At 61.2% G+C, this 19017-nt stretch carries 16 protein-coding genes; 10 read left to right on the top strand and 6 right to left on the bottom strand.

Translation table 11 applies throughout. The annotated features are described in order from the left end of the window. The first annotated feature begins 1 nt into the window (after window position 1). The 8 genes from ACP2YO_RS33515 to ACP2YO_RS33480 all read left to right on the top strand — a co-directional run bounded on the left by ACP2YO_RS33515 (window position 2) and on the right by ACP2YO_RS33480 (window position 8466). Entirely contained in the window at window positions 2-1120 is a 1119-nt protein-coding gene (locus tag ACP2YO_RS33515) for an SMP-30/gluconolactonase/LRE family protein (RefSeq protein ID WP_426435405.1), read from the top strand. Next, window positions 1117-2658, top strand: coding sequence for a sugar ABC transporter ATP-binding protein (locus tag ACP2YO_RS33510; protein WP_426435404.1), 1542 nt, complete (start codon window positions 1117-1119; stop codon window positions 2656-2658). Before ACP2YO_RS33515 ends, ACP2YO_RS33510 begins: the two co-directional genes overlap by 4 nt. Before the next feature lie 15 nt (window positions 2659-2673). Next, a complete protein-coding gene (locus ACP2YO_RS33505) occupies window positions 2674-3465 on the top strand; it encodes a GntR family transcriptional regulator (RefSeq protein WP_426435403.1) in 792 nt (263 codons plus the stop codon). Then, window positions 3458-4333 (top strand): 3-hydroxyacyl-CoA dehydrogenase family protein, encoded by an 876-nt coding sequence (locus ACP2YO_RS33500; RefSeq protein ID WP_426435402.1) that lies wholly within the window; start codon window positions 3458-3460, stop codon window positions 4331-4333. The genes ACP2YO_RS33505 and ACP2YO_RS33500 overlap by 8 nt, the downstream gene beginning before the upstream one ends. A 155-nt stretch (window positions 4334-4488) precedes the next feature. Beyond that, window positions 4489-6009 carry an AMP-binding protein gene (locus tag ACP2YO_RS33495; RefSeq protein WP_426435401.1) on the top strand — a complete coding sequence of 507 codons (1521 nt, stop codon included), beginning with the start codon at window positions 4489-4491 and terminating at the stop codon, window positions 6007-6009. Between the two features lie 68 nt (window positions 6010-6077). After that, window positions 6078-7325, top strand: coding sequence for an acyl-CoA dehydrogenase family protein (locus ACP2YO_RS33490; protein WP_426443372.1), 1248 nt, complete (start codon window positions 6078-6080; stop codon window positions 7323-7325). A 444-nt stretch (window positions 7326-7769) separates the two neighbouring features. Next, entirely contained in the window at window positions 7770-7997 is a 228-nt protein-coding gene (locus tag ACP2YO_RS33485) for an AMP-binding enzyme (RefSeq protein ID WP_426435400.1), read from the top strand. A 325-nt stretch (window positions 7998-8322) separates the two neighbouring features. Next, window positions 8323-8466, top strand: coding sequence for a hypothetical protein (locus ACP2YO_RS33480; RefSeq protein WP_426435399.1), 144 nt, complete (start codon window positions 8323-8325; stop codon window positions 8464-8466). Window positions 8467-9693: 1227 nt separating this feature from the next. On the opposite strand, the gene ACP2YO_RS33475 is transcribed toward ACP2YO_RS33480, so the two are convergent. The 3 genes from ACP2YO_RS33475 to ACP2YO_RS33465 all read right to left on the bottom strand — a co-directional run bounded on the left by ACP2YO_RS33475 (window position 9694) and on the right by ACP2YO_RS33465 (window position 11021). Beyond that, window positions 9694-9828 carry a hypothetical protein gene (locus ACP2YO_RS33475; RefSeq protein ID WP_426435398.1) on the bottom strand — a complete coding sequence of 45 codons (135 nt, stop codon included), beginning with the start codon at window positions 9826-9828 and terminating at the stop codon, window positions 9694-9696. Further along, window positions 9825-10043, bottom strand: a complete 219-nt coding sequence (locus ACP2YO_RS33470; protein ID WP_426435397.1) for a hypothetical protein — start codon at window positions 10041-10043, stop codon at window positions 9825-9827. Before ACP2YO_RS33470 ends, ACP2YO_RS33475 begins: the two co-directional genes overlap by 4 nt. 615 nt (window positions 10044-10658) lie before the next feature. Beyond that, complete coding sequence (locus ACP2YO_RS33465) at window positions 10659-11021, bottom strand: hypothetical protein (protein WP_426435396.1); 363 nt, start codon at window positions 11019-11021, stop codon at window positions 10659-10661. A 2557-nt stretch (window positions 11022-13578) separates the two neighbouring features. Between ACP2YO_RS33465 and ACP2YO_RS33460 the strand changes: the two genes are divergently transcribed. Further along, window positions 13579-14580, top strand: a complete 1002-nt coding sequence (locus ACP2YO_RS33460; RefSeq protein WP_426435395.1) for an ornithine cyclodeaminase family protein — start codon at window positions 13579-13581, stop codon at window positions 14578-14580. Window positions 14581-14602: 22 nt separating this feature from the next. Beyond that, window positions 14603-15415 (top strand): phosphate/phosphite/phosphonate ABC transporter substrate-binding protein, encoded by an 813-nt coding sequence (locus ACP2YO_RS33455; RefSeq protein ID WP_426435394.1) that lies wholly within the window; start codon window positions 14603-14605, stop codon window positions 15413-15415. On the opposite strand, the gene ACP2YO_RS33450 is transcribed toward ACP2YO_RS33455, so the two are convergent. Genes ACP2YO_RS33450 through hutI form a run of 3 tightly spaced genes read right to left on the bottom strand, consistent with a single transcriptional unit; the run spans window position 15403 to window position 18922 of the window. Continuing rightward, window positions 15403-15996: a HutD/Ves family protein gene (locus ACP2YO_RS33450; protein WP_426435393.1), complete on the bottom strand. Its 594-nt coding sequence runs from the start codon at window positions 15994-15996 to the stop codon at window positions 15403-15405. The genes ACP2YO_RS33455 and ACP2YO_RS33450 overlap by 13 nt on opposite strands. A gap of 6 nt (window positions 15997-16002) precedes the next feature. Then, window positions 16003-17673, bottom strand: coding sequence for a urocanate hydratase (hutU, locus tag ACP2YO_RS33445; protein ID WP_426435392.1), 1671 nt, complete (start codon window positions 17671-17673; stop codon window positions 16003-16005). A 34-nt stretch (window positions 17674-17707) separates the two neighbouring features. Next, window positions 17708-18922 carry an imidazolonepropionase gene (hutI, locus tag ACP2YO_RS33440; RefSeq protein ID WP_426435391.1) on the bottom strand — a complete coding sequence of 405 codons (1215 nt, stop codon included), beginning with the start codon at window positions 18920-18922 and terminating at the stop codon, window positions 17708-17710. Window positions 18923-19017: the final 95 nt, after the last annotated feature.

Here is a 19017-nt window from a genome sequence, read left to right as displayed (position 1 = left end):
CATGTCTCTGCCTGGCGATATCGTCGATCGCGTGTTGTTTCCGAACCGAGAGCTTCATGGCATTCCGGTGCTCGACGGCGCGTTCTCCCCGAACCTGCGGCTCGATCACGCCTGCCAACTCGGCGACCAGATCGAGCGGCCGGACGATATGGCGCTCGGGCAGGACGGCGCGCTGTACGTCTCGACAGGCAACAGCATCCTGCGTTGCTCGGGGGATGATTTCAACACACGCGCGGTGTTCGCGACCCTGGACGGGCCGGTCGGCGGACTTGCCAGCGCGCCGGATGGGAGACTGCTCGCTTGCGTCTCTGGGGTTGGATTGATGGCGCTTTCGCCAGTCGGCAAGATCGTCGGCAGGCTCGAAAGCGTCGGTAGTGAAAGGATAGCCTGTCCGTTGTCGGTGACGGTCGCGCCGGATGGCGCGATCTACCTAACCGACGGCTCGCGAAACAACCTGCCCGAACTCTGGCTGACCGACCTGATGCAGAACCGCACCCCGTCGGGCCGACTCGTCGTTTGCGATGCCTCGCTCGGTGGCGCGAGCGTGCTCGCGGACAAGCTCGCATGGCCGCTTGGCGTGGTCGTTTCCAGTGACGGCAATGAGGTGTGGGTCGCCGAATCCTGGGCTCATCGCCTGACCGCTTTTCCACGCGCCGGCGGCGACAGGCGCGTGATCGTCAAGAACTATACAGGCTATCCGGCGCGTCTCGGCCGCGGTGCGGACAGAGAGGTTTGGATGGCCTTCCTCGCGCTTCGCACGCAGCTGACCGAATTCGTCCTGCGCGAACGGGCATTCTGCGAAGAAATGATGCGGACGGTACCATCGGAGCTTTGGATCGGGCCGGCGCTGGATGGTCGCCTCAATCCGCGCGAGCCGACCCAGATCGGCCGCATCAAGAAGCTCGGCATTCAGAAGCCGTGGGCGCCGCCGCGCTCGTATGGCCTCGTTGCGCGGCTGGACGCCAAGGGCATGGCGGTGGAGACGTTGCACAGCCGAGTCGATGGTCGGGTCCATGGAATAACCGCCGTCCGCCCGATTGGCTCTCGCGTGCTGGCGGTGTCCAAGGGACGCGATTGCCTGGTTGAACTGCCGCGTGGTCGCGGCGCGCAGGAAGGATGAGCGCCATGCCGGCGGAACAACAGGCAGGCACCCCGCTGCTGCAGGTCGTCAATGGCAGCAAGGTCTATGGCGGCCTGCATGCGATCGACGGTGTCAATTTCGATCTGCGGCCGGGCGAAATTCACGCGCTGCTGGGCGAGAACGGTGCGGGAAAGTCGACACTGTGCAAGGCGATCGCAGGCGCAATCGTCCTGACCTCCGGGGACTATATGATCCGCGGACGCAAGGTCTCGTTTGCCTCGCCAAAGGAGGCGCTCGAGGGCGGCGTCGCGATGGTCTACCAGGAGTCCAGTCTGGTGCCGTCGATGACGGTCGCGCAGAATCTCGAACTCGGCATGGAGAAGTGGGTTACTGTCTACAGCAAGATCAATATTGCGGCGACGCAGTCGTTGCAATCGATGAACTTCAATGTTGATCCGCTGGTGCTGGTCGAGAATCTCGGAACTGCCAAGCGGCAGATGGTCGAGATAGTGCGTGCTGTGCGCCACGATGCACAGGTCTTCATCTTCGATGAACCGACTGCGTCGCTTACGCCCGAAGAAACGCAGCATCTGTTCCATCTTCTCAACACCCTGAAAGAGAAAGGCGCCGGGATCATCTTTATCTCGCACGCGCTGGAAGAGGCACTCAACATCGCCGATCGCATCACCGTACTCCGGGACGGCAAGCTTGTCGCCACGGTGCCGGCAAAGGACGTCACCCGCGACTCGCTCGTGCGGATGATGGTTGGCCGCGAGGAAACGGCAGCTCAATACGCGACCCACGGCGCTGATCCAGACGCGCCAAAGCCGCAATCGGCGCGCGGAGAGAAGGTGCTTTCGGTCGAGAATGTGACGATGGGCAGCATCGTCAAGAATATGTCCTTCTCGGTCTTCAACGGGGAAGTCGTCGGCATTTTCGGACTGGTCGGCGCGGGACGTTCCGAGATCGCGCAGATCGTCAGCGGCGCGCGCAAGCGCAACTTCCTGCGCGGCGGGATGATCTATCTGCGGGACAAGCCGGTCCGCTACCGGGTGCCGCGGCAGGCGGTGCGCGACGGAATCGCCTATATCACCGAGGATCGGAAAGTCGACGGTTTCTTCGAGACGATGACGGTGGATCAGAATATCTATCTTGGCTATCTGTCGTCGCCGCGCATCAGGCGATTCTTCTACTCCGCGCGCGAGATGAAGCGGATTGCCGATCGATGGATTTCGGCGCTCTCCATCTCGGCGCTGAAGCGAACGCTGAAGATTGTGGAATATTCCGGCGGCAATCAGCAGAAGGTCGTGGTGGGGAAGTCTCTGGCGCAGGAACCGACAGTGGTCATCTTCGACGAGCCGACGCGAGGGGTCGACGTCAGCGCCATTCCGCAGATCCACCAGGCAATTCGCAGGCTGGCGGGCGAGAACAAGGCGGTCGTCGTTATTTCTTCCTATCTGCCGGAGATCCTGGCGATCTCGGATCGGATACTGGTCGCGCGTGGCGGGCGTATCGTCGAGGAAATGACGCGGGCCGATGCGACCGAAGACAAGATCATGTACGCGGCCATTCATTGATAAGCAGGGCCTTTCATGAGTGCCTATCAGCGGCCTCCCCATTGGAACGACACGGCGCGCGACGCCAATGAAGACGATCCGGATGGCGGTCGGCTGATGAGCGAGCGGATCGCAAGCGAGATCCGCAGCGCGGTGTTGAGCGGGGAGATGCGACCGGGTACGCGGATCCGGCAGGAGCTTCTCGCGACGCATTTCGGAGCGAGTCGCATTCCCGTGCGCGAGGCACTGAAGCAGCTCGAGAACGAGGGGCTGGTCGTGATGGCGCCGAACCGTGGCGCCTGGATTGCGGACGTCAATTCGGAAGAATCGATCGAGATCTACAAGATTCGTGAAGCGGTCGAGCCGCTCGCCATCGGTGAAAGCGTTCCAAATCTGACCGACGACGACATCGAGACGCTTGACCGCATTGTGCGCGAACTTGAGCACGTAACCACGCTCGAGGAGTACATCCAGCTTGATCGGGAGTTTCATCTGCGCACCTATTCGCGCGCGCGGATGCCGCAACTGCTGGCGATGGTCGAACGCTTCTGGAACAGCACGCAGCACTTCCGACGGCAGTTTGTGAGCGAAACCTACGCCAGGGACGGCTTTCCGTTCTCTGATCCCCAGCACGTCCTGATCATGGACGCGATCCGGGCGCGCGACGTCGACGCCGCGCAGGCATTGGTGCGCCTTCACATCCGGCGGACGCGCGTTGTCATTCAGGCGAAAGAGAGTGGGGCGGCTCAACCGCCCATTGTGAGCCGGGACATATTGCCACACGTGCGTCTCGGCTCGGTCTATCGAGGAAAGCGTACCAATGAGTAGTTTCGAGAGAATCGGCGTTGTCGGCGCAGGGATGATGGGTTCGGAGATCGCCCTGATGTTCGCGGTGGCGGGGTATCCGACGCTGCTCAGCGACGCGTCCCGGGAAGCGGCCGAGCGGGCCGTGGCGCGCCTCCACGACGTCCTCGATCGCGGTCTGCCGCGTGGCTTCTGGACGGCGGAGGCGGTTGCGACGGCGCGCCGCCAGCTATCGGTCGCTGACAGCCTCGACGCCTATGCCGATCGCGATTTCGTCATCGAGGCGGTGTTCGAGGACGAGACGCTGAAGCGTGATGTGTTCAAGAAGCTGGATGCGATTTTGACGCCGGAAGCTGGGCTGGCGTCCAACACATCGTCGATCTCGATCACGACGCTGAGCGCGGCAGTTGCTGAGCCGCGGCGCGCGCAGTTCATTGGCACCCATTTCTTCTCACCTGTATCGCGCATGAAGCTGGTCGAGGTCATCTCAGCTGCCGATACAGATATGGCGTTTGTTGATGCTGTCATGAAAGTGATGGTCGCGATCGGCAAGACGCCGATCCGCGTCAAGGACGTGGTCGGCTTCGCAGTTAATCGCCTGTTGCATGCGCTCGTCCTCGAATCGATCCGCCTCGTTGAGGAAGGCATCTGTTCGCCGGCAGACATTGACGTCGCCTGCAAGCTTGGCCTCGGACATCCGATCGGTCCATTCGAGCTCATGGACAACACGCAGAATTCCTTATCGCTCAGCGTGCACGAGATCCTCTATCAGGCTTACGGCGAGCGATTCCTGCCGCGCCCACTGCTGCGCCAGATGGTGGCCGCGGGCTATAATGGTCGCAAGGCTGGAAGCGGTTGGCATCGCTACGACAGCAGTGGCAAGAAGCAATGACCTCGGACCCGGATTCCGAGTCGCGTGCGCGCGCCTATGAGGACGCCGCAGGCCGGCAGCGAGCGCGGCTCGGAGAAACGTCTGTCGCTCCTCCCGACCCGGGAGAACTGACGGCGCTCGATCTGTTTCGTGCCGCGCCGCGCGAGGCGCCAGCCGTGTTCTATTTCGACGCGACGCAGAGCTACGCCGATATTGATCGGTTGAGTGACCGGGTCGCTGGCTGGCTTGGGGATAGAGGGGTCGGGCGCGGCGATCGGGTTGCTGTCATCCTTCAGAATGTACCCCAGTTCGTTGTCGTCAGCGTGGCGGCCTGGAAGCTCGGAGCGATCGTTGTCAGCCTCAACCCGATGTACCGCACGCCGGAGCTTCGGAAGCTATTCAAGGACTGCGAACCGAAGGCGGTGATCTGTCACGATGACCAATGGGACAACGTTTTCCCGGCCGCTAATTCGGTCGATCCTGAACTGGTGGTCTGGACGGGCGCCCGTGAATTTCAGATGCGAAACGATGTCCGCGTGCTGCCGGAGCCGGGGGCGGCGCCGCAGGCCCATGCGCTGGCGACGGTTTTCGCCGAAGATGCCCCCGCACCGCCGGCACCCGTTCTGACCCCGGATGATATCAGCCTTCTGCTATACACGTCCGGGACCACGGGCGCTCCCAAGGGCGCCATGCTCACGCATCGCAATCTGGCAGCGACCGCGCTGGTCTGTCGCGATCATTTCGAACTGAACGGCCTGTCGCGCATCTTCGGGGTCGCGCCGCTGTTCCACATCACCGGCTTCGAGATCCAGATGGTTGCGGCCTTTGCCGCGAGTGCGGCGATGGTGCTGACCTATCGTTTCCAGCCGCAGGTCGCGCTCGATGCCTTCCTTGAATGGCGGCCGACATTCATCGTCGGCGCCATCACCGCATACATCGCGCTGATGAACCAGGCTGACGCGACGAGCCGCCATTTTGAAAGCTTCGTACATATCTATTCCGGCGGCGCGCCGATTGCCCCATCGGTCATCGGTGCTTTTGCGGAACAGTTCGGGCGAGCGATCCGTAGTTCGTATGGAATGACCGAACTGACGTCTGCAAGCCACCTTGCGCCCAACGAGGGGCAAATTCCTGTCGATCCCGAGTCTGGTGCGCTGTCTATCGGCAGGCCGACGCCGGGCGTGGATGCGATCGTTGTTGACGACGATCGCCGCCCGCTCGGGCCGGGCGAGCATGGCGAAGTGGTTGTGCGAGGCTCGGGCGTAATGGCTGGCTACTGGCGAAAGCCGGTAGAGACCAATGAAGTGCTGACGAATGGCTGGCTGCATAGTGGTGACGTCGGCTTCTTCGATGAGGACGGATGGTTCTATCTCGTCGACCGCAAGAAGGACATGATCTCCGCCTCCGGCTTCAAGGTCTGGCCGCGCGAAGTAGAGGACGTGATTTACGGCTTTCCGGGGGTGCGCGAGGCAGCTGTCGTCGGCGCTGCCGATCCCTATCGCGGAGAGACGGTGGTAGCCTTCGTGTCCGCCCAACCTGGCGCCGTGATCGACGTCGCCGCGCTCTCGCGCTTTTGCCGTGAGCGACTGGCAGCCTACAAGTGCCCCGTCGACATTCGCGTGTTGGAGGATCTGCCGAAGACAGAATCCGGGAAAATCACCCGAAACACACTGAGGGATGGCCTACGCAGCCGGTAAGGAGAACGTACGTGGATATCAGCCAAAGCGAACGCAGCCAGGAACTGGCCGCGCGTGTCGAGCGCTTCATGATGGAGCACATCTACCCGAATGAGCGCCGATACTATCAGGAGGCCGAGAGGCTTGGACCCTGGGCCGTACACCCGGTTGTCGAGGAACTGAAGCCGCTCGCGCAACAGGCCGGCTTGTGGAACTTGTTTCTGCCTGCTCACGAAGAGGGGCTGACGAATCTCGAATATGCGCCGCTGTGCGAGATCATGGGACGTTCGCACCTTGCCCCCGAGGTCTTCAATTGTAGTGCGCCGGACACCGGCAATATGGAGACAATCTTGCGCTACGGTACGCAGGCGCAGAAAGAACGCTGGCTGAAGCCGTTGCTGGCGGGCGAGATTCGTTCTTCCTTCGCGATGACAGAGCCCGACGTTGCCTCATCCGACGCTACCAATGTGGCCAGCTTGATCGCGCGTGATGGCGACGACTACGTGATCAACGGTCGCAAGTGGTACACGACAGGTGCCACCGATCCGCGATGCAAGATCATTATCTTCATGGGCCAGACCGATCCGAACAATCCGGACCGTCACAAGCGTCAATCGATGATCCTCGTGCCGAAGGATACGCCCGGAGTGCATGTCGTCCGTTCGCTACCGGTGCTCGGATTCTACGGCGTACCGGATCGCGCATCCGAAGTGATGTTTACCAATGTGCGCGTGCCGACCGCCAACACGTTGCTTGGCGAGGGGCGCGGGTTCGAGATCGCGCAAGGACGCTTGGGACCTGGACGCATCCATCATTGCATGCGCTTGATCGGCCTTTCCGAGCGCGTGCTTGAGCGGATGTGCCGGAGAGCGCTGAAACGTGTCGCTTTCGGCAAGCCTCTCGCCGAGCAAACAGTGACGCTCGAACGCGTGGCCGAAGCACGCATGAAGATCGAGCAGGCGCGACTGCTGACTCTCAAGGCGGCCTACATGATGGACACGGTGGGCAACAAGGCAGCGCGGCAGGAAATCGCGATGATCAAGGTTGTCGCGCCGAACATGGCGCAGACAGTTGTTGACTGGGCGATACAGGCTTTCGGCGGAGGTGGAACCAGTAACGACCATTTCCTTTCGGTAGCGCTCGCTACGACCCGCTTGCTGCGACTGGCCGATGGTCCTGATGAAGTCCACCGCAACCAGATTGGCAAGCTCGAGCTGCGCCGTTCGCTCGATACCGATCCCGCGCGAACTGGCGGTGGTGCCGATCCGATGACGCCCGACGAATCTGAATCCTGGTCCGAAGGAGGCTTGTGGCCACGTTCGAAACGTCTGTCATAGATGACGCACCTGCGACAGCAACCGCTTCGCAGTATGGGACGTCGTCCGATCGCGTAAAGGAGGCAGCTCTTGACGAACGATCAAAGGGCTGCCGAGCCAGCCACACGGGGCCGCGAACTTGGACTGCGTAAATTGAATCAGCACGTCAGCGGACATAGCTTCGGGTCTTGTCGAGCGCGGAACGTGGAACCCGTCCCATGGGCGCGAGAAAAGAGACCAGCCCGAACGTCACGGTGGGTTAAAGTCGAGCGCCGCTACGGCGCTTCGCTCAAGAGCTCCGCGAGCGCGCCTTCGACCATCAAAGATTTTCGATGCTTGGGAAGCATTACGAGATTTTGCCCGAAGCGAAAGGGGCTTCAACGTATATGGCGCGGAAGTCGAGAAGGTTATCTTGTCTCACCGCGCGGGTCGCGATTGTGCCGTCAACGGCGTTCCGGATTCCAAATGGGGGAGGCAATCAAAGGCATTGTTGAACTCAAAGAGGGGCAGAACGCTCCGTCCGAAGAAATCGAGAGCGAGATTATGGAATTAGTTAAGGGTCGGCTGGGTGGTGTGCGTACGCCAAAATCCGTAGAATTCTGGCCGGAACTTCCTCGTAGTCTAAATGGGAAAGTGTTGAAGCGTGAGATCCGCGCGGCGTTTCGGGTCAACGAGGCACGCGAAGTCGGCTAGGCGTGGACTCATTAGCACGCAGCCCAATGCGGATTAATGCGAGTTTGATGACCGCCAGATAGTTGGCCGCGAGTTTGTCGTATCGGGGTCGCGACACGCCGACATTGTTTGATCTTATTGAAGAATCGATCGATGTCGCGCGCGCAAGTCGCGAGTAACAAACTTACGGCGTGTTCCGAGGCCGCAGCGTAGGCCAAAGCGCTTTTGACGATCCGTGCGCTGAATGAGAAGGTCGTGCTGTTGTGAGCGGCCAATGCATTGGCGGCCGTGATCCCTGGTGTCCATCATCCCCCTTTTCGGCGGTGCAGTCCCGGGAGTGGCAGCCATGCAGAACATCGTCGCCGGACTTCTCGTGGTTGCTTTGATTGCGATCACCGTAACGGTCTACACGCAGGACCACCATGAGTGCCTGCGCGGGCACATATTCAAGACGCTGCAGCCGTGCGGGGCCGACGCCCCTGAAGTGTAGCAGAATCCAAGGTGCCATCTGCTGAGCGCCGAGTTTCGCCGCGGCTTGCCCATGATATCAGTGTAGTGATCGGGTATCGCGCTAAGTGGGCGGCGATGCTCCATGCTCCGATTTTTACTCGGTCGAGATGGTTCACGGATGACCGGCTAACGCAGCCCCGCCAATTCTTTCCGATACCCGTATTTCTACCGGGCTCAGGAGCCGCCGACTAAAGTCGCCTTACTTTGTGTCCAGCTCAATAAGTTGCTGTTCTAGATCGACAATAATCCGCTGTAGCCTCTTCAATTCAGAGTTAGAGGCAGCGCCGGGCTCCGCAGCGAGCCGCTGCTCTACGAGGCGGTATCGCGCGAGCCTAGTCTCGATTCCTGCTCGTCTATCGAATGGCATGCTTCTAACGTAGCCACTCGACCGTTAAATTTAAACTAGGTGGGTGCGGGGAGGGGATCTTGGGGCAAATTCACGCAGGCGGCGGCTCTTGATCGAACGAGGCAAGCGGCCAGTTTCGCTTCAGGACCGGCTCGCTGCTTTTGCGAAGCTCAACCGCGAGGCTGCCGAGAAGCTACCTCCCGGCCCGGAAAGAGATGCACTCTTCGAGAAGGCTCGCAAGGCCGACCAGGCCGCAGATCTCGACAGTTCAACGAAGCGACGGCGCGATTGATGATCGCGATATTCGAGCCAGCCGCGCGCAATCGCGAACTGCAGGCGCCTCAAACGATCATGGCTTTAAGGCCCGTGGATCGCTTTCTTGCGCGTCCCTATTGCGTCATACCAGGCGCTAACGCAGCTTCAGCAAGACGGGATGTCGTTACAACAAACGCGGTCTTGCTGCATTTCCATTCCTGCGCGCGGAACTGGTCTCGAAGACATACAGACCTGATCCGGTGCGGCGGGTGATGATCCCGAAAGCGAATGGTGGCGAGCGTCGCTCAACTCGCCCAGCCATTTCAGCCTTTGCAATCGTGGCAGTTGACCTGCAAGCCATCGCGAACCCGGTTGGCTCTTTCCCTAAATACACGCGTGCAAGCCGGGCAACGAATTTTGACCTTGGTGTCCATAGAAAGCCCTTCGTCAAAAAGGGTAACGTGGCAGTGCCGACTTACGAAAGCCTGAAAGGGACCGTTCGATAGCGATGTATCCGAACCGCACTAGCGACCTCGCCAAAGGCATGGTGGACCGGTTTAGCGCGGGGCCGCGGACGTCCGAATTTTGATCGGAACTTCTTGCCGCTTACATGCCGATCGCGACGTCGATGCCGTACCGCGCGAAGGCAAGAGAGATCGCGAGCCCGACGAGGCTGAACAGGGTCACAATGGCGAAGGTAGAGACCGGACGATCGGTAGCGGGTTTTGAAAGTGAGATCATCTGAAATCTCCCAGGGACAGCAATGGGTGAGACGATAGGGGTCCGGCATTACCGGCCGATTTCGTAACCTGTTTCAATTTGATTTCTTCTGGGCGCTCGCGACGAGCCTCAAAAAACTTGCGCAGCCAGAGGCCCATGTCGGCCGATCGGCGAAGATGAGCGTTGTGCAAGACTTGATCGAGATCCTGGAATTGAATGCCCTTGTGTTCCTGCATGGCTTTGCTCCCGCGTCGGGTAAGAACCGCCACCCCGGTCAGAACTGTACTCGTGACCGGGTATCCTTTCGCGCGGACAATGGTTTAGTGCGACAGCTCGAGCTTCCGCATTTCCTGCAGGCGAGCCAGGCAATAGTCGCGATACAAGGCGTTGATGAAATCCCACATGACCTAGTCCCCTCTAGTCCAATCACCGAACGCTAGGCCGGTTTCGTTTCAGGCCTGCTTCGTGCGAGAGCGTCGTGATAATCTGATCGCAACTATCGCAACGCTGGAAGCTCAGCTTAGGGAGGTCGATCCTTTGGCGCTCGCTGCCCTGAAGAGGATGGATGGCGCACCGGCTGGAAATGCAGTTTGTGCGAACCACGGCTTGAGGCCCAGGCCAGCGTTATATTGAAGGGGTAAGATGATGCTTTTGGGCAAAGCTAAGTGAGCCGATCACAATCCAAGCGACTACAACGAGTCCGGCAACGATGTTCTTCGCCATGGGTGCCACTCCCGAGACCGCACCGTCCCGGGCGGGATGATGGACAGCTTGGATCACGGCTCGTCAGATGCGCTCTGCGGCCACGAGCGTCGGGCCAGCGCCCTGCTTTTGCGCAAAAGCGCGGTGAGTCATCGTCGACTGCCCATCCTGGGCGAGGCGCTTATCCTCCCGTGACCCCGATGGCGACCATCGAAAAACCCGCCGCCATATGTTGAGTCCCAAGTCGGAGCGCTTGCATAGGCGAGAGCCGCTTGGTCACGCTGAAGCCTAAGACGCTCGTCCTCGATTTGCTGCTTTTCAATCGCGCGCTGCTTTTCAAGCTGCATTCTCTCGAAGGCGCGCTCGTTTCGTGCACGCAGCTCAGCATCGTCGAGGATCTCACCGCCGGGCCCGTATATATGCTCGATGTCTCCCGTGATTACCCGCACCTGCTGGGCAACCGAGGGCGACGCTATAACAAGACAAGTCACAATGAAGATTGCTCGCAGCATTGCGAAATCTCCCAAGCTGACGCAACTAGATTTAAGTTCGACTTGGCGCCGTTTCAACGTAGGGGCGTCTCACGTTTCCGTTCAGCGCTTGACGAAGACTGTTATTGGTCTCTCTTCAGCTTGTGGTGGTCCTCACGATCGGGATTGAACACCCGAACCTCGTTCCGATGGATGGCCCGGATGGACGGCGGCGCGCCCCGACACAACCCCCTGACTCACCGCGATCGGTGTCGAAAGCTGTGGTGTTGAGCAACGCCAAGCATTGCCCCATAAGCCCTATTGGGCCCAAACGAGGGAGCCGCTCCGCCAGGTAATTCCAGGCCCATTCTGCCTGCTGGCGTTAACTCGCAGTCGTTCAACACACTGCTATCGGGGTATTGCGAATCAAATAGAGCGGGATTTGATGTCGCCCATGTCGGGCATTGTGCGCTTGCAGAGCTTATCACGCCAATCGACATAATCGCTGCAATAATGGCAGTCCTGAATCCAATCATAGTCGTACTCCGAACGATTCTTGTTTCGTGCGGAGCATTGGCGCTGGCTAGAATCGGCTGCTCTGTTGAAGCGTTTCCCTTCGGATTTTTTTTGGACAATACCTATGTAGGTAGGCGTATGAGGAACGACACCCGGTGAAAAATCACGGCTGCGCGAACGGAAAATCGGTATGCGCACCATTGCGTGACAAGCATGGTCGAACGTTAGTCGTCAGGCTCTTCGCGTATCGGTTTCTCGGCGGCTAGGATTGCCTCAACAAATTCCAGAACAGCCTTCCGCTTGTCCGGATCTCTGAGTTTCGAGAACGCCCGCAATAACCGGAGTGCCTCGAGGTCTTCACGTTTCACCACCGCCCGCTTCATGCAGGAAGCATACACGGCTCGGTGCCAGCGCCCTTATCGTCTCTCGACTTAACGTTAAAAACGCGAGCCGTGGATTTACGGACTGGCGCCTAGCTGGCGGATGCGACATTCGGCGCTCGGGCGAGCGGTTTTCATCGTTCGTCCCGTCTGTCGAACATGTTGCGAAACCCGCGAGGCAGCCGAGGTATCTCACCCTCCAGCTTATTGCAGGCCGGGCAAGGCGCACCCGCGCCGCCGCCAGGTGCAGGCATGCGGTCCGGTCCATGGCTGGTCCTGATGGTTCTCGCTGACCCAGCCGGTGTCATCGCAATGGATGCACCGTACGGTCATGGCAGCGATCTCAGCTGATTGAACAGCTCTTTGACTCTTTGACCTCGCTCAGTTGCAGCTTGTCGCCGCTGGGCATGTGATCCAGCAGCCTACCACCGGTAATAGCGATACGGTGGTTCGAAAACGAATGTCGAGCCGAAACGGTACGGCAGCGGATCGTAGCCGATCAAGTATGCCGCTCTCACTCGGTATTGCCTATATCGGACGATGCGCGCGGCCCTGTGCGATGAACTGCACGCGCACCGCTGACGAGAGCTGAAGTCGGAAGCTGAACTTATTTGCTGCGGCTTTAGCTGATCTGCGGATGCTGCGTCTGGAAGGGCGCAGAGAGTGCAAAAAGCGAGAAGTGCCAGCAGCCGAGTCATATGATTAAAACCCAATCGCAAAAAGGAACGCGCGTCCGGACAACTATCCAGAAGCAGGCAAGTTCCAAGGCATTCCTCACCGTCACATCAGGCGAACAGGTCTTTGCCTGCCTGCGTCATCCGCGTGAAGGTGCGAGCCGGCCGCTGTGGTGGCAGTTCACCCAATAGACGAGGACCGACTTGAACGGCTTGCCCGATGCGCCGACGGCGTCACGGTCGACGGGGACCGGACCAGTGGCGGAGAAATTGAGCGGGCTTTCGGCGCCAGGGCATGCGCAAATGATCGCGCCGATGCAGCGTTTGGTGAAGCCGCTAGGGCTCGATCACCTTGCGGTCTCGATTACCATCAATTGGTCAAGCCTGCGCGGCGCGCCCGCTGGCGTATAGAAGGAACGGCTCCCGGCGTCCCGTTTCTCCATCGGAGTTCCCATATTGGCACGTTAAGCCGCGAGCACAGCTCGTGCAGATCATCCAGCCTGTCCCGCGGTTCCTCATCGGTACCACGGGGAGTTTCTTCAAACTTTTCACCAACCACGACGGCCTTTAAAACTCAGGAAGCTCGTTTCATCGGAGGGCCCGGCAGGACTGGACCCTACGGTCAGACTATTATGAGCGGTAGAACATCGATCGGTTTCGTTGGTTCTCCTGCGCTTTCGTTTTGTTTCGTTCACGGTTGTTGCGTTTCGATCGGGTTGTTTCTGGTGCGAACGAACCTGGTGCGGCGGTTCTCGGAGTTTTGCGGATCAGTTACGGTAACCTTCTGCTGATGAGTGTCCTCGCTGCGCCGCAGCGCTATGGCGCTGCCTACGCGTGATGTCGCGAACGACGAGCATCACCTATCCAGGTCGCCGGCCTTGTGACACTCGAGGATTCCGCCAGGCGTGTCTCCGGGCGATCTGTTGACGCGCGTGCCGCGTTTGACGGCCGATCCCGACGACGTCGGTCGATTGACATTTCCCCACCCCGGGATTTATGTATAGACATATAGCCTGAGGAGATCGTGGTATGCCGCCAATTTACATCGCCTACCTCAACCGGCTCGACATCGAAGAGCTCAAGATTACCGATGACGAGATTCTCGCTGCCATCGAAACCAGCCTGGCCGCGCAGGGAAGGGGCGATACGGTCATCGAACCGCGGGTCCATCTCGAGCCTGGCGCCGCCAACGGCCATTTCAACGTGCTGCGCGGGGCGATCAAGCCCCCGATCGACAGGGCGGGCGTCAAGATCGTCGGCGACTTCGTCGACAACTACAAGCTTGGCCTTCATTCGGAGCTCGGCATCCTGGCCCTGTTCGATCCCCGCACCGGCGCGCCGAAGGCGATCATGGACGCAAGCGGCATCACCGACATGCGGACCGGAGCGGTCACCGCGATCGGTGCAAAGTACCTTGCGCGCAAGAACTCCAAGGTGCTCGGTCATATCGGCGCGCGGGGGACCGCCTATTGGAACGTCCGCCTGCTTGATCACCTGTTCAATTTCGACGAGATCCGCGTGCACTCGCGCCGCGAGGAGAGCCGCAACAGCTTTGCCGATCGGCTGAGCCGCGATCTCGGCAAGAAGGTGGTGGCGACGGAAGACTGGAAATCCTGCGTCGAGGGCGCCGACATCGTGGTCGAGGCTTCCCGGCTCGACAAGCCGAAGCCGATGCTGAAGACCGAATGGATCAAGAAGGGCGCGTTCGTCGTTCCCTATGGCACCATGAGCGCGATCGAGCTGTCTCTGACCGATCTCATGTCCAAGCTGGTGGTCGATGACTGGGGCCAATGCAAAGGCGGCAAGTTCGGCAGCCTTCGCGCCCATGTCGAAGCGGGCAAGCTATCCGAGAAGACGCTCCATGCCGAACTTGGGAAGATCGTCGCCGGCCTCAAGCCGGGTCGCGAAAGCGATGCCGAGACCAATCTGCTCTGGCATCGCGGGCTTTCGCTGTCCGATATCGCGTTGGGACATGCGATGCTGGAGAAAGCCGAGCGGATCGGCGTAGGCCAGCGCCTGCGCTTCGCCTGACCGGAGATCAAGGCGTCCGCACATGCGCTACGTCGCCAATGCACGGATGTACTCGGTCAATCCGCAGGCGGCCGCCGCCTGGAAGGAGCTGTTCGGTTGGCTTGCGCAAGCAAGCGGTATCGATCTCGAGATCCTTGATCACGCCTTTCCGCTGCCTCTCGCGGATCTGTGGTCGCGCACCGATCTTGCCTGCGCCCTCATGTGCGGCTTTCCGTTCATGCTGGCGACACGGCGGCCGCGGCCGGTCGCGGCGCCCGTGCCGGCCAAGGCGCCGATCGCCGGCCGTCCCGTCTATGCCACCTGTCTTGTCGTCCGAGCGGACTCAAATTTCAATACTATCGAGGATACGTTCGGCGGGCGTCTTGGCTACACCGTCGCGGATTCTCATTCCGGCTACAACGCGTTGCGGCATCATCTTCTGCCGTATTTTCAACAGCACGGGGCCAAGCTCTATCGCGAGAGCATCGGACCGCTGACGACGCCGCGGCACGTTGTCGAGGCTGTGCTGGCCGGCAATATCGACGTCGGCCCGCTCGACGGCTACGCGCTGGACCTGATGCTGCACCACCAGCCCGAGCTCGGATCGCAAATTCGGGTGGTCGCCGTCACTGATCCGGCCCCGATCCCGTTCCTGGTCGCCTCATCCGGTTGCCCGAACGAGATCATCTCCCGCCTGCAGGCAACCCTTGCGACCTTTGCGACCGCACCGGCGTGTGCAAGTCTTCGCGAGCGGCTTTGCCTCGATGCCTTCGCTCCCGTCGCGCTTGAGGACTATGACCTGATGTTGCGGTGGGACGCCGAGGCGAGAGCGGCTGGATATCCTCAGCCAGCCTGAGAGCGGCATTCGCGCAGCAGCACGACATAGCAGTCCGCCGGCGGCTTTGGTGCGATCAAGATTGCGGCGTCGCCCGCGCACGACAGCACCGCGGCATCGCCTGCGGTCAGGGTCACGCTGTCCTTGAGAAAGGTCAGTTCGAGTGTACCGGAGCAGGCCACCGCGAGCGCCATGTCGCTGTCACCAAATTCGCAATGGTGCGGTTCTCGAACGCGGAACAGCCGATGCGCGAACCGGCCGCGTCTGGTCATGACATTCAGGTCGGTGATTGCGCCGGCCGCAAGCCGCGCCGATGTCGGCATGTCACCAGCAAAGCTGATCGGATCCGAGTCCTGATCGAGTGTGATCGGCGCTGCATCCCCGATACTGAGTAACAATCCGCCCCCGGTGACGACCGCAAGCGTGCGATCTATGCCGGCAAATTCGGAGAAGGGTCCATCGGAGGCGACGCGCGCCATACTGACGCGCCAGTCGAAATGATCGAGCGAGGCGCCTGATGGCCCGACGGCGATCTCCGTGGTCGAGCCGCCGCCGTTCTTCCAGGCCGTGGTCCGGCAGTCGCTGGCGCGAATGATCCTCACGGCAGACTATAGTCCATCGAGGCTCGGCAGGTCGAGGTTGTTGGCCCGGGCGGATTCGATCGCGAGCTCATAACCGGCGTCGGCATGCCGCATCACGCCGCTCGCCGGATCGTTCCACAGCACCCGCTCGATGCGCCGCGCCGCTTCTGCAGTGCCGTCGCAGACGATAACCATGCCGGCGTGCTGCGAGTATCCGATGCCGACACCACCGCCATGGTGCAGCGACACCCAGGTGGCGCCGCCGGCGCAATTCAACAGCGCGTTCAGCATCGGCCAGTCCGAGACCGCATCCGATCCGTCGCGCATCGCTTCGGTCTCGCGGTTGGGGGAGGCGACCGATCCGGAATCGAGATGATCGCGACCGATCACGACCGGCGCCTTCAATTCACCGCTGGCGACCATGTCGTTAAAGGCCAGGCCGAGCCGATGACGGTCGCCGAGGCCAACCCAGCAGATCCGGGCCGGCAGGCCCTGGAAGGCGATGCGCTGCCGCGCCATGTCGAGCCAGTGATGCAGCGAGGCATCATTTGGCATCAATTCCTTCACCTTGGCGTCGGTGCGATAGATGTCTTCGGGGTCGCCGGATAGCGCGGCCCAGCGGAACGGGCCGACGCCGCGGCAGAACAACGGCCTGATATAGGCCGGCACAAAGCCGGGGAAATCAAAGGCGTCCTTGACGCCTTCCTCGAGCGCCATCTGGCGGATGTTGTTGCCGTAGTCGACCACCGGAATCCCCATGCGGTGGAAGTCGAGCATGGCGCGGACATGTTCGGCCATCGAGGCGCGCGCAGCGCGGTCGACGCTCTTCGGATCGCTCTCGCGGCGCAACTGCCAATCGTTGATGGACCAGCCCTTGGGCAGGTAGCCGTTGATCGGATCATGCGCGGACGTCTGGTCGGTCACGGCATCGGGCTTGACCCCGCGCCGGACAAGTTCGGGGAAGATGTCGGCCGCGTTGCCGAGCAGGCCGACCGAGACCGGCTTGCCGGTCTTTCCGGCTTGCTCGATAATCGCAAGCGCCTCGTCGAGATCCTTGGCCTGGCGATCGAGATAGCGCGTGCGCATCCGCATCTCGATGCGTGACGGCTGGCATTCGACGGCAAGGCAGGAGGCTCCCGCCATCACGGCAGCGAGCGGTTGCGCGCCGCCCATGCCGCCCAGTCCCGCCGTGAGAATCCATTTGCCGGCGAGGCTGCCGCCATAGTGACGGCGTCCGAGCTCGGCGAAGGTTTCGTAAGTCCCTTGCACGATGCCCTGGCTGCCGATGTAGATCCAGGAACCGGCCGTCATCTGGCCGTACATCATCAGGCCCTTGCGATCGAGCAGGTTGAAGTGCTCCCACGTCGCCCAGTGCGGCACCAGGTTGGAGTTGGCGATCAGCACGCGGGGTGCATCGGCATGGGTACGGAAGACGCCGACCGGCTTGCCGGACTGCACCGCGAGCGTTTGATCGCCTTCGAGGCGGCGCAGCGTCGAGACAATCCGGTCGAAGCTCTCCCAGTCGCGCGCCGCGCGTCCGATGCCGCCATAGACGACGAGTTCTCCGGGCTTCTCGGCAACGTCGGGGTCGAGGTTGTTCATCAGCATGCGCAACGGCGCTTCCGTCAGCCAGCTCTTCGCGGAAAGCTCCGGGCCACGGGGCGCGCGAACGACGCGCGCATTGTCGATACGGGTCATGGGAACAGGTCCAGTGATGAGGAGAGCGTGGAGGTCATGTGGTCTGGCCTCGCCAGACGCGTGCGTGCAGTGGATTGAAGCCGATCCGATACACCAGTTCGGCGGGGCGTTCGATTTCCCAGATGGCGAGGTCGCAGCTTTTGCCGGCCTCGAGGCTTCCGATTTCGCCGAACAGGCCCAGCGCGCGAGCGGCCTCGCGCGTCACGGCCGCGAGACATTCGTTGACGGTGAGGCGGAACAGCGTTGCACCCATATTCATGGTGAGCAGCAGCGAGGTCAGTGGCAACGAGCCCGGATTGCTGTCGGTAGCGAGCGCGATCGGAACATGGTGCTTGCGTATCAATTCGATGGGCGGAGCCTGCTTTTCGCGCAAGAAATAGTAAGCGCCCGGCAGCACCACCGCGACGGTGCCCGCATCCGCCATCGCCGAGATGCCGGTCTCGTCGGCATATTCGAGATGGTCGGCCGACAAGGCGCCGAACCGCGCTGCGAGCGCCGCGCCGCCGAGATTCGAAAGCTGATCGGCATGGAGCTTGACGGGAAGATTGTAGTCGCGGGCGCGCGTGAACACCCGCGCGGTTTCGTCCACGGAGAAGGCGATCGTCTCGCAGAACGCGTCGACGGCATCGACGAGACCCTCGGCGGCAAGGCGCGGGATCATGTCGCAGACATCGGCGATGTAGGCCGTGGAATCGCCGGCACGTTCGGGAGGCAGTGCGTGGGCGCCGAGGAACGACGTCCGCACCGTGATCGGGTTGTCGCGCGCAAGCTGCCGCGCGGCGCGAAGCTGGCGCCGCTCGGTGGCAAGCGCGAGCCCATATCCGGACTTGATCTCAACCGATGTCACGCCTTCGGCGATCAGCGCCTCGAGACGTCGTTGCGCGCCGGACACGAGTTCGTCTTCGCTGGCCGCGCGAGTCGCCCTGACCGTGGAGACGATCCCGCCACCGTGCCGCGCGATTTCCTCGTAGCTCGCGCCGGCCAGCCGCAGTTCAAATTCCTCGGCGCGATTGCCGCCATAGACGAGATGGGTGTGGCAGTCGACCAGGCCTGGTGTAATCCATCGGCCGTCGCAATCGGTCGACCAAGCTGCGTCGAGGCCCGCAGGGGCATCTGTCTTCGGGCCGGCATAAACGATCACGCCGTCCTTCGCCGCGATCAGGCCGTCCTCGATAATGCCGATGCCCTCACGCCGTGGGGAAAGGGTAGCGAGCCGACAGCGATGCCAGACGTGATCGGCGACACTCATGACGATGGAAATCCGCTATCCTTTGCATGGCGCTTGGCATGGATGTGCTATTTGTCTATACATATTACATTGCTGACACGTGCTGTCCAGCTTCT

This window comes from Bradyrhizobium genosp. P, from assembly GCF_049949265.1.
Classification (GTDB): domain Bacteria; phylum Pseudomonadota; class Alphaproteobacteria; order Rhizobiales; family Xanthobacteraceae; genus Bradyrhizobium.
The sequence above is the reverse complement of the archived record's forward strand: the minus strand, read 5'-3'. Positions and strand labels throughout refer to the sequence as shown.

Excerpts from the sequence above, each read along its gene's own strand:
- ACP2YO_RS33515 (WP_426435405.1), top strand. The coding sequence starts at position 2 with ATGTCTCTGCCTGGCGATATCGTCGATCGCGTGTTGTTTCCGAACCGA.
- ACP2YO_RS33510 (WP_426435404.1), top strand. The coding sequence starts at position 1,117 with ATGAGCGCCATGCCGGCGGAACAACAGGCAGGCACCCCGCTGCTGCAG.
- ACP2YO_RS33505 (WP_426435403.1), top strand. The coding sequence starts at position 2,674 with ATGAGTGCCTATCAGCGGCCTCCCCATTGGAACGACACGGCGCGCGAC.
- ACP2YO_RS33500 (WP_426435402.1), top strand. The coding sequence starts at position 3,458 with ATGAGTAGTTTCGAGAGAATCGGCGTTGTCGGCGCAGGGATGATGGGT.
- ACP2YO_RS33490 (WP_426443372.1), top strand. The coding sequence starts at position 6,078 with ATGATGGAGCACATCTACCCGAATGAGCGCCGATACTATCAGGAGGCC.
- ACP2YO_RS33485 (WP_426435400.1), top strand. The coding sequence starts at position 7,770 with ATGGGGGAGGCAATCAAAGGCATTGTTGAACTCAAAGAGGGGCAGAAC.
- ACP2YO_RS33480 (WP_426435399.1), top strand. The coding sequence starts at position 8,323 with ATGCAGAACATCGTCGCCGGACTTCTCGTGGTTGCTTTGATTGCGATC.
- ACP2YO_RS33475 (WP_426435398.1), bottom strand. The coding sequence starts at position 9,828 with ATGATCTCACTTTCAAAACCCGCTACCGATCGTCCGGTCTCTACCTTC.
- ACP2YO_RS33470 (WP_426435397.1), bottom strand. The coding sequence starts at position 10,043 with ATGCAGGAACACAAGGGCATTCAATTCCAGGATCTCGATCAAGTCTTG.
- ACP2YO_RS33465 (WP_426435396.1), bottom strand. The coding sequence starts at position 11,021 with ATGCTGCGAGCAATCTTCATTGTGACTTGTCTTGTTATAGCGTCGCCC.
- ACP2YO_RS33460 (WP_426435395.1), top strand. The coding sequence starts at position 13,579 with ATGCCGCCAATTTACATCGCCTACCTCAACCGGCTCGACATCGAAGAG.
- ACP2YO_RS33455 (WP_426435394.1), top strand. The coding sequence starts at position 14,603 with ATGCGCTACGTCGCCAATGCACGGATGTACTCGGTCAATCCGCAGGCG.
- hutU (WP_426435392.1), bottom strand. The coding sequence starts at position 17,673 with ATGACCCGTATCGACAATGCGCGCGTCGTTCGCGCGCCCCGTGGCCCG.
- hutI (WP_426435391.1), bottom strand. The coding sequence starts at position 18,922 with ATGAGTGTCGCCGATCACGTCTGGCATCGCTGTCGGCTCGCTACCCTT.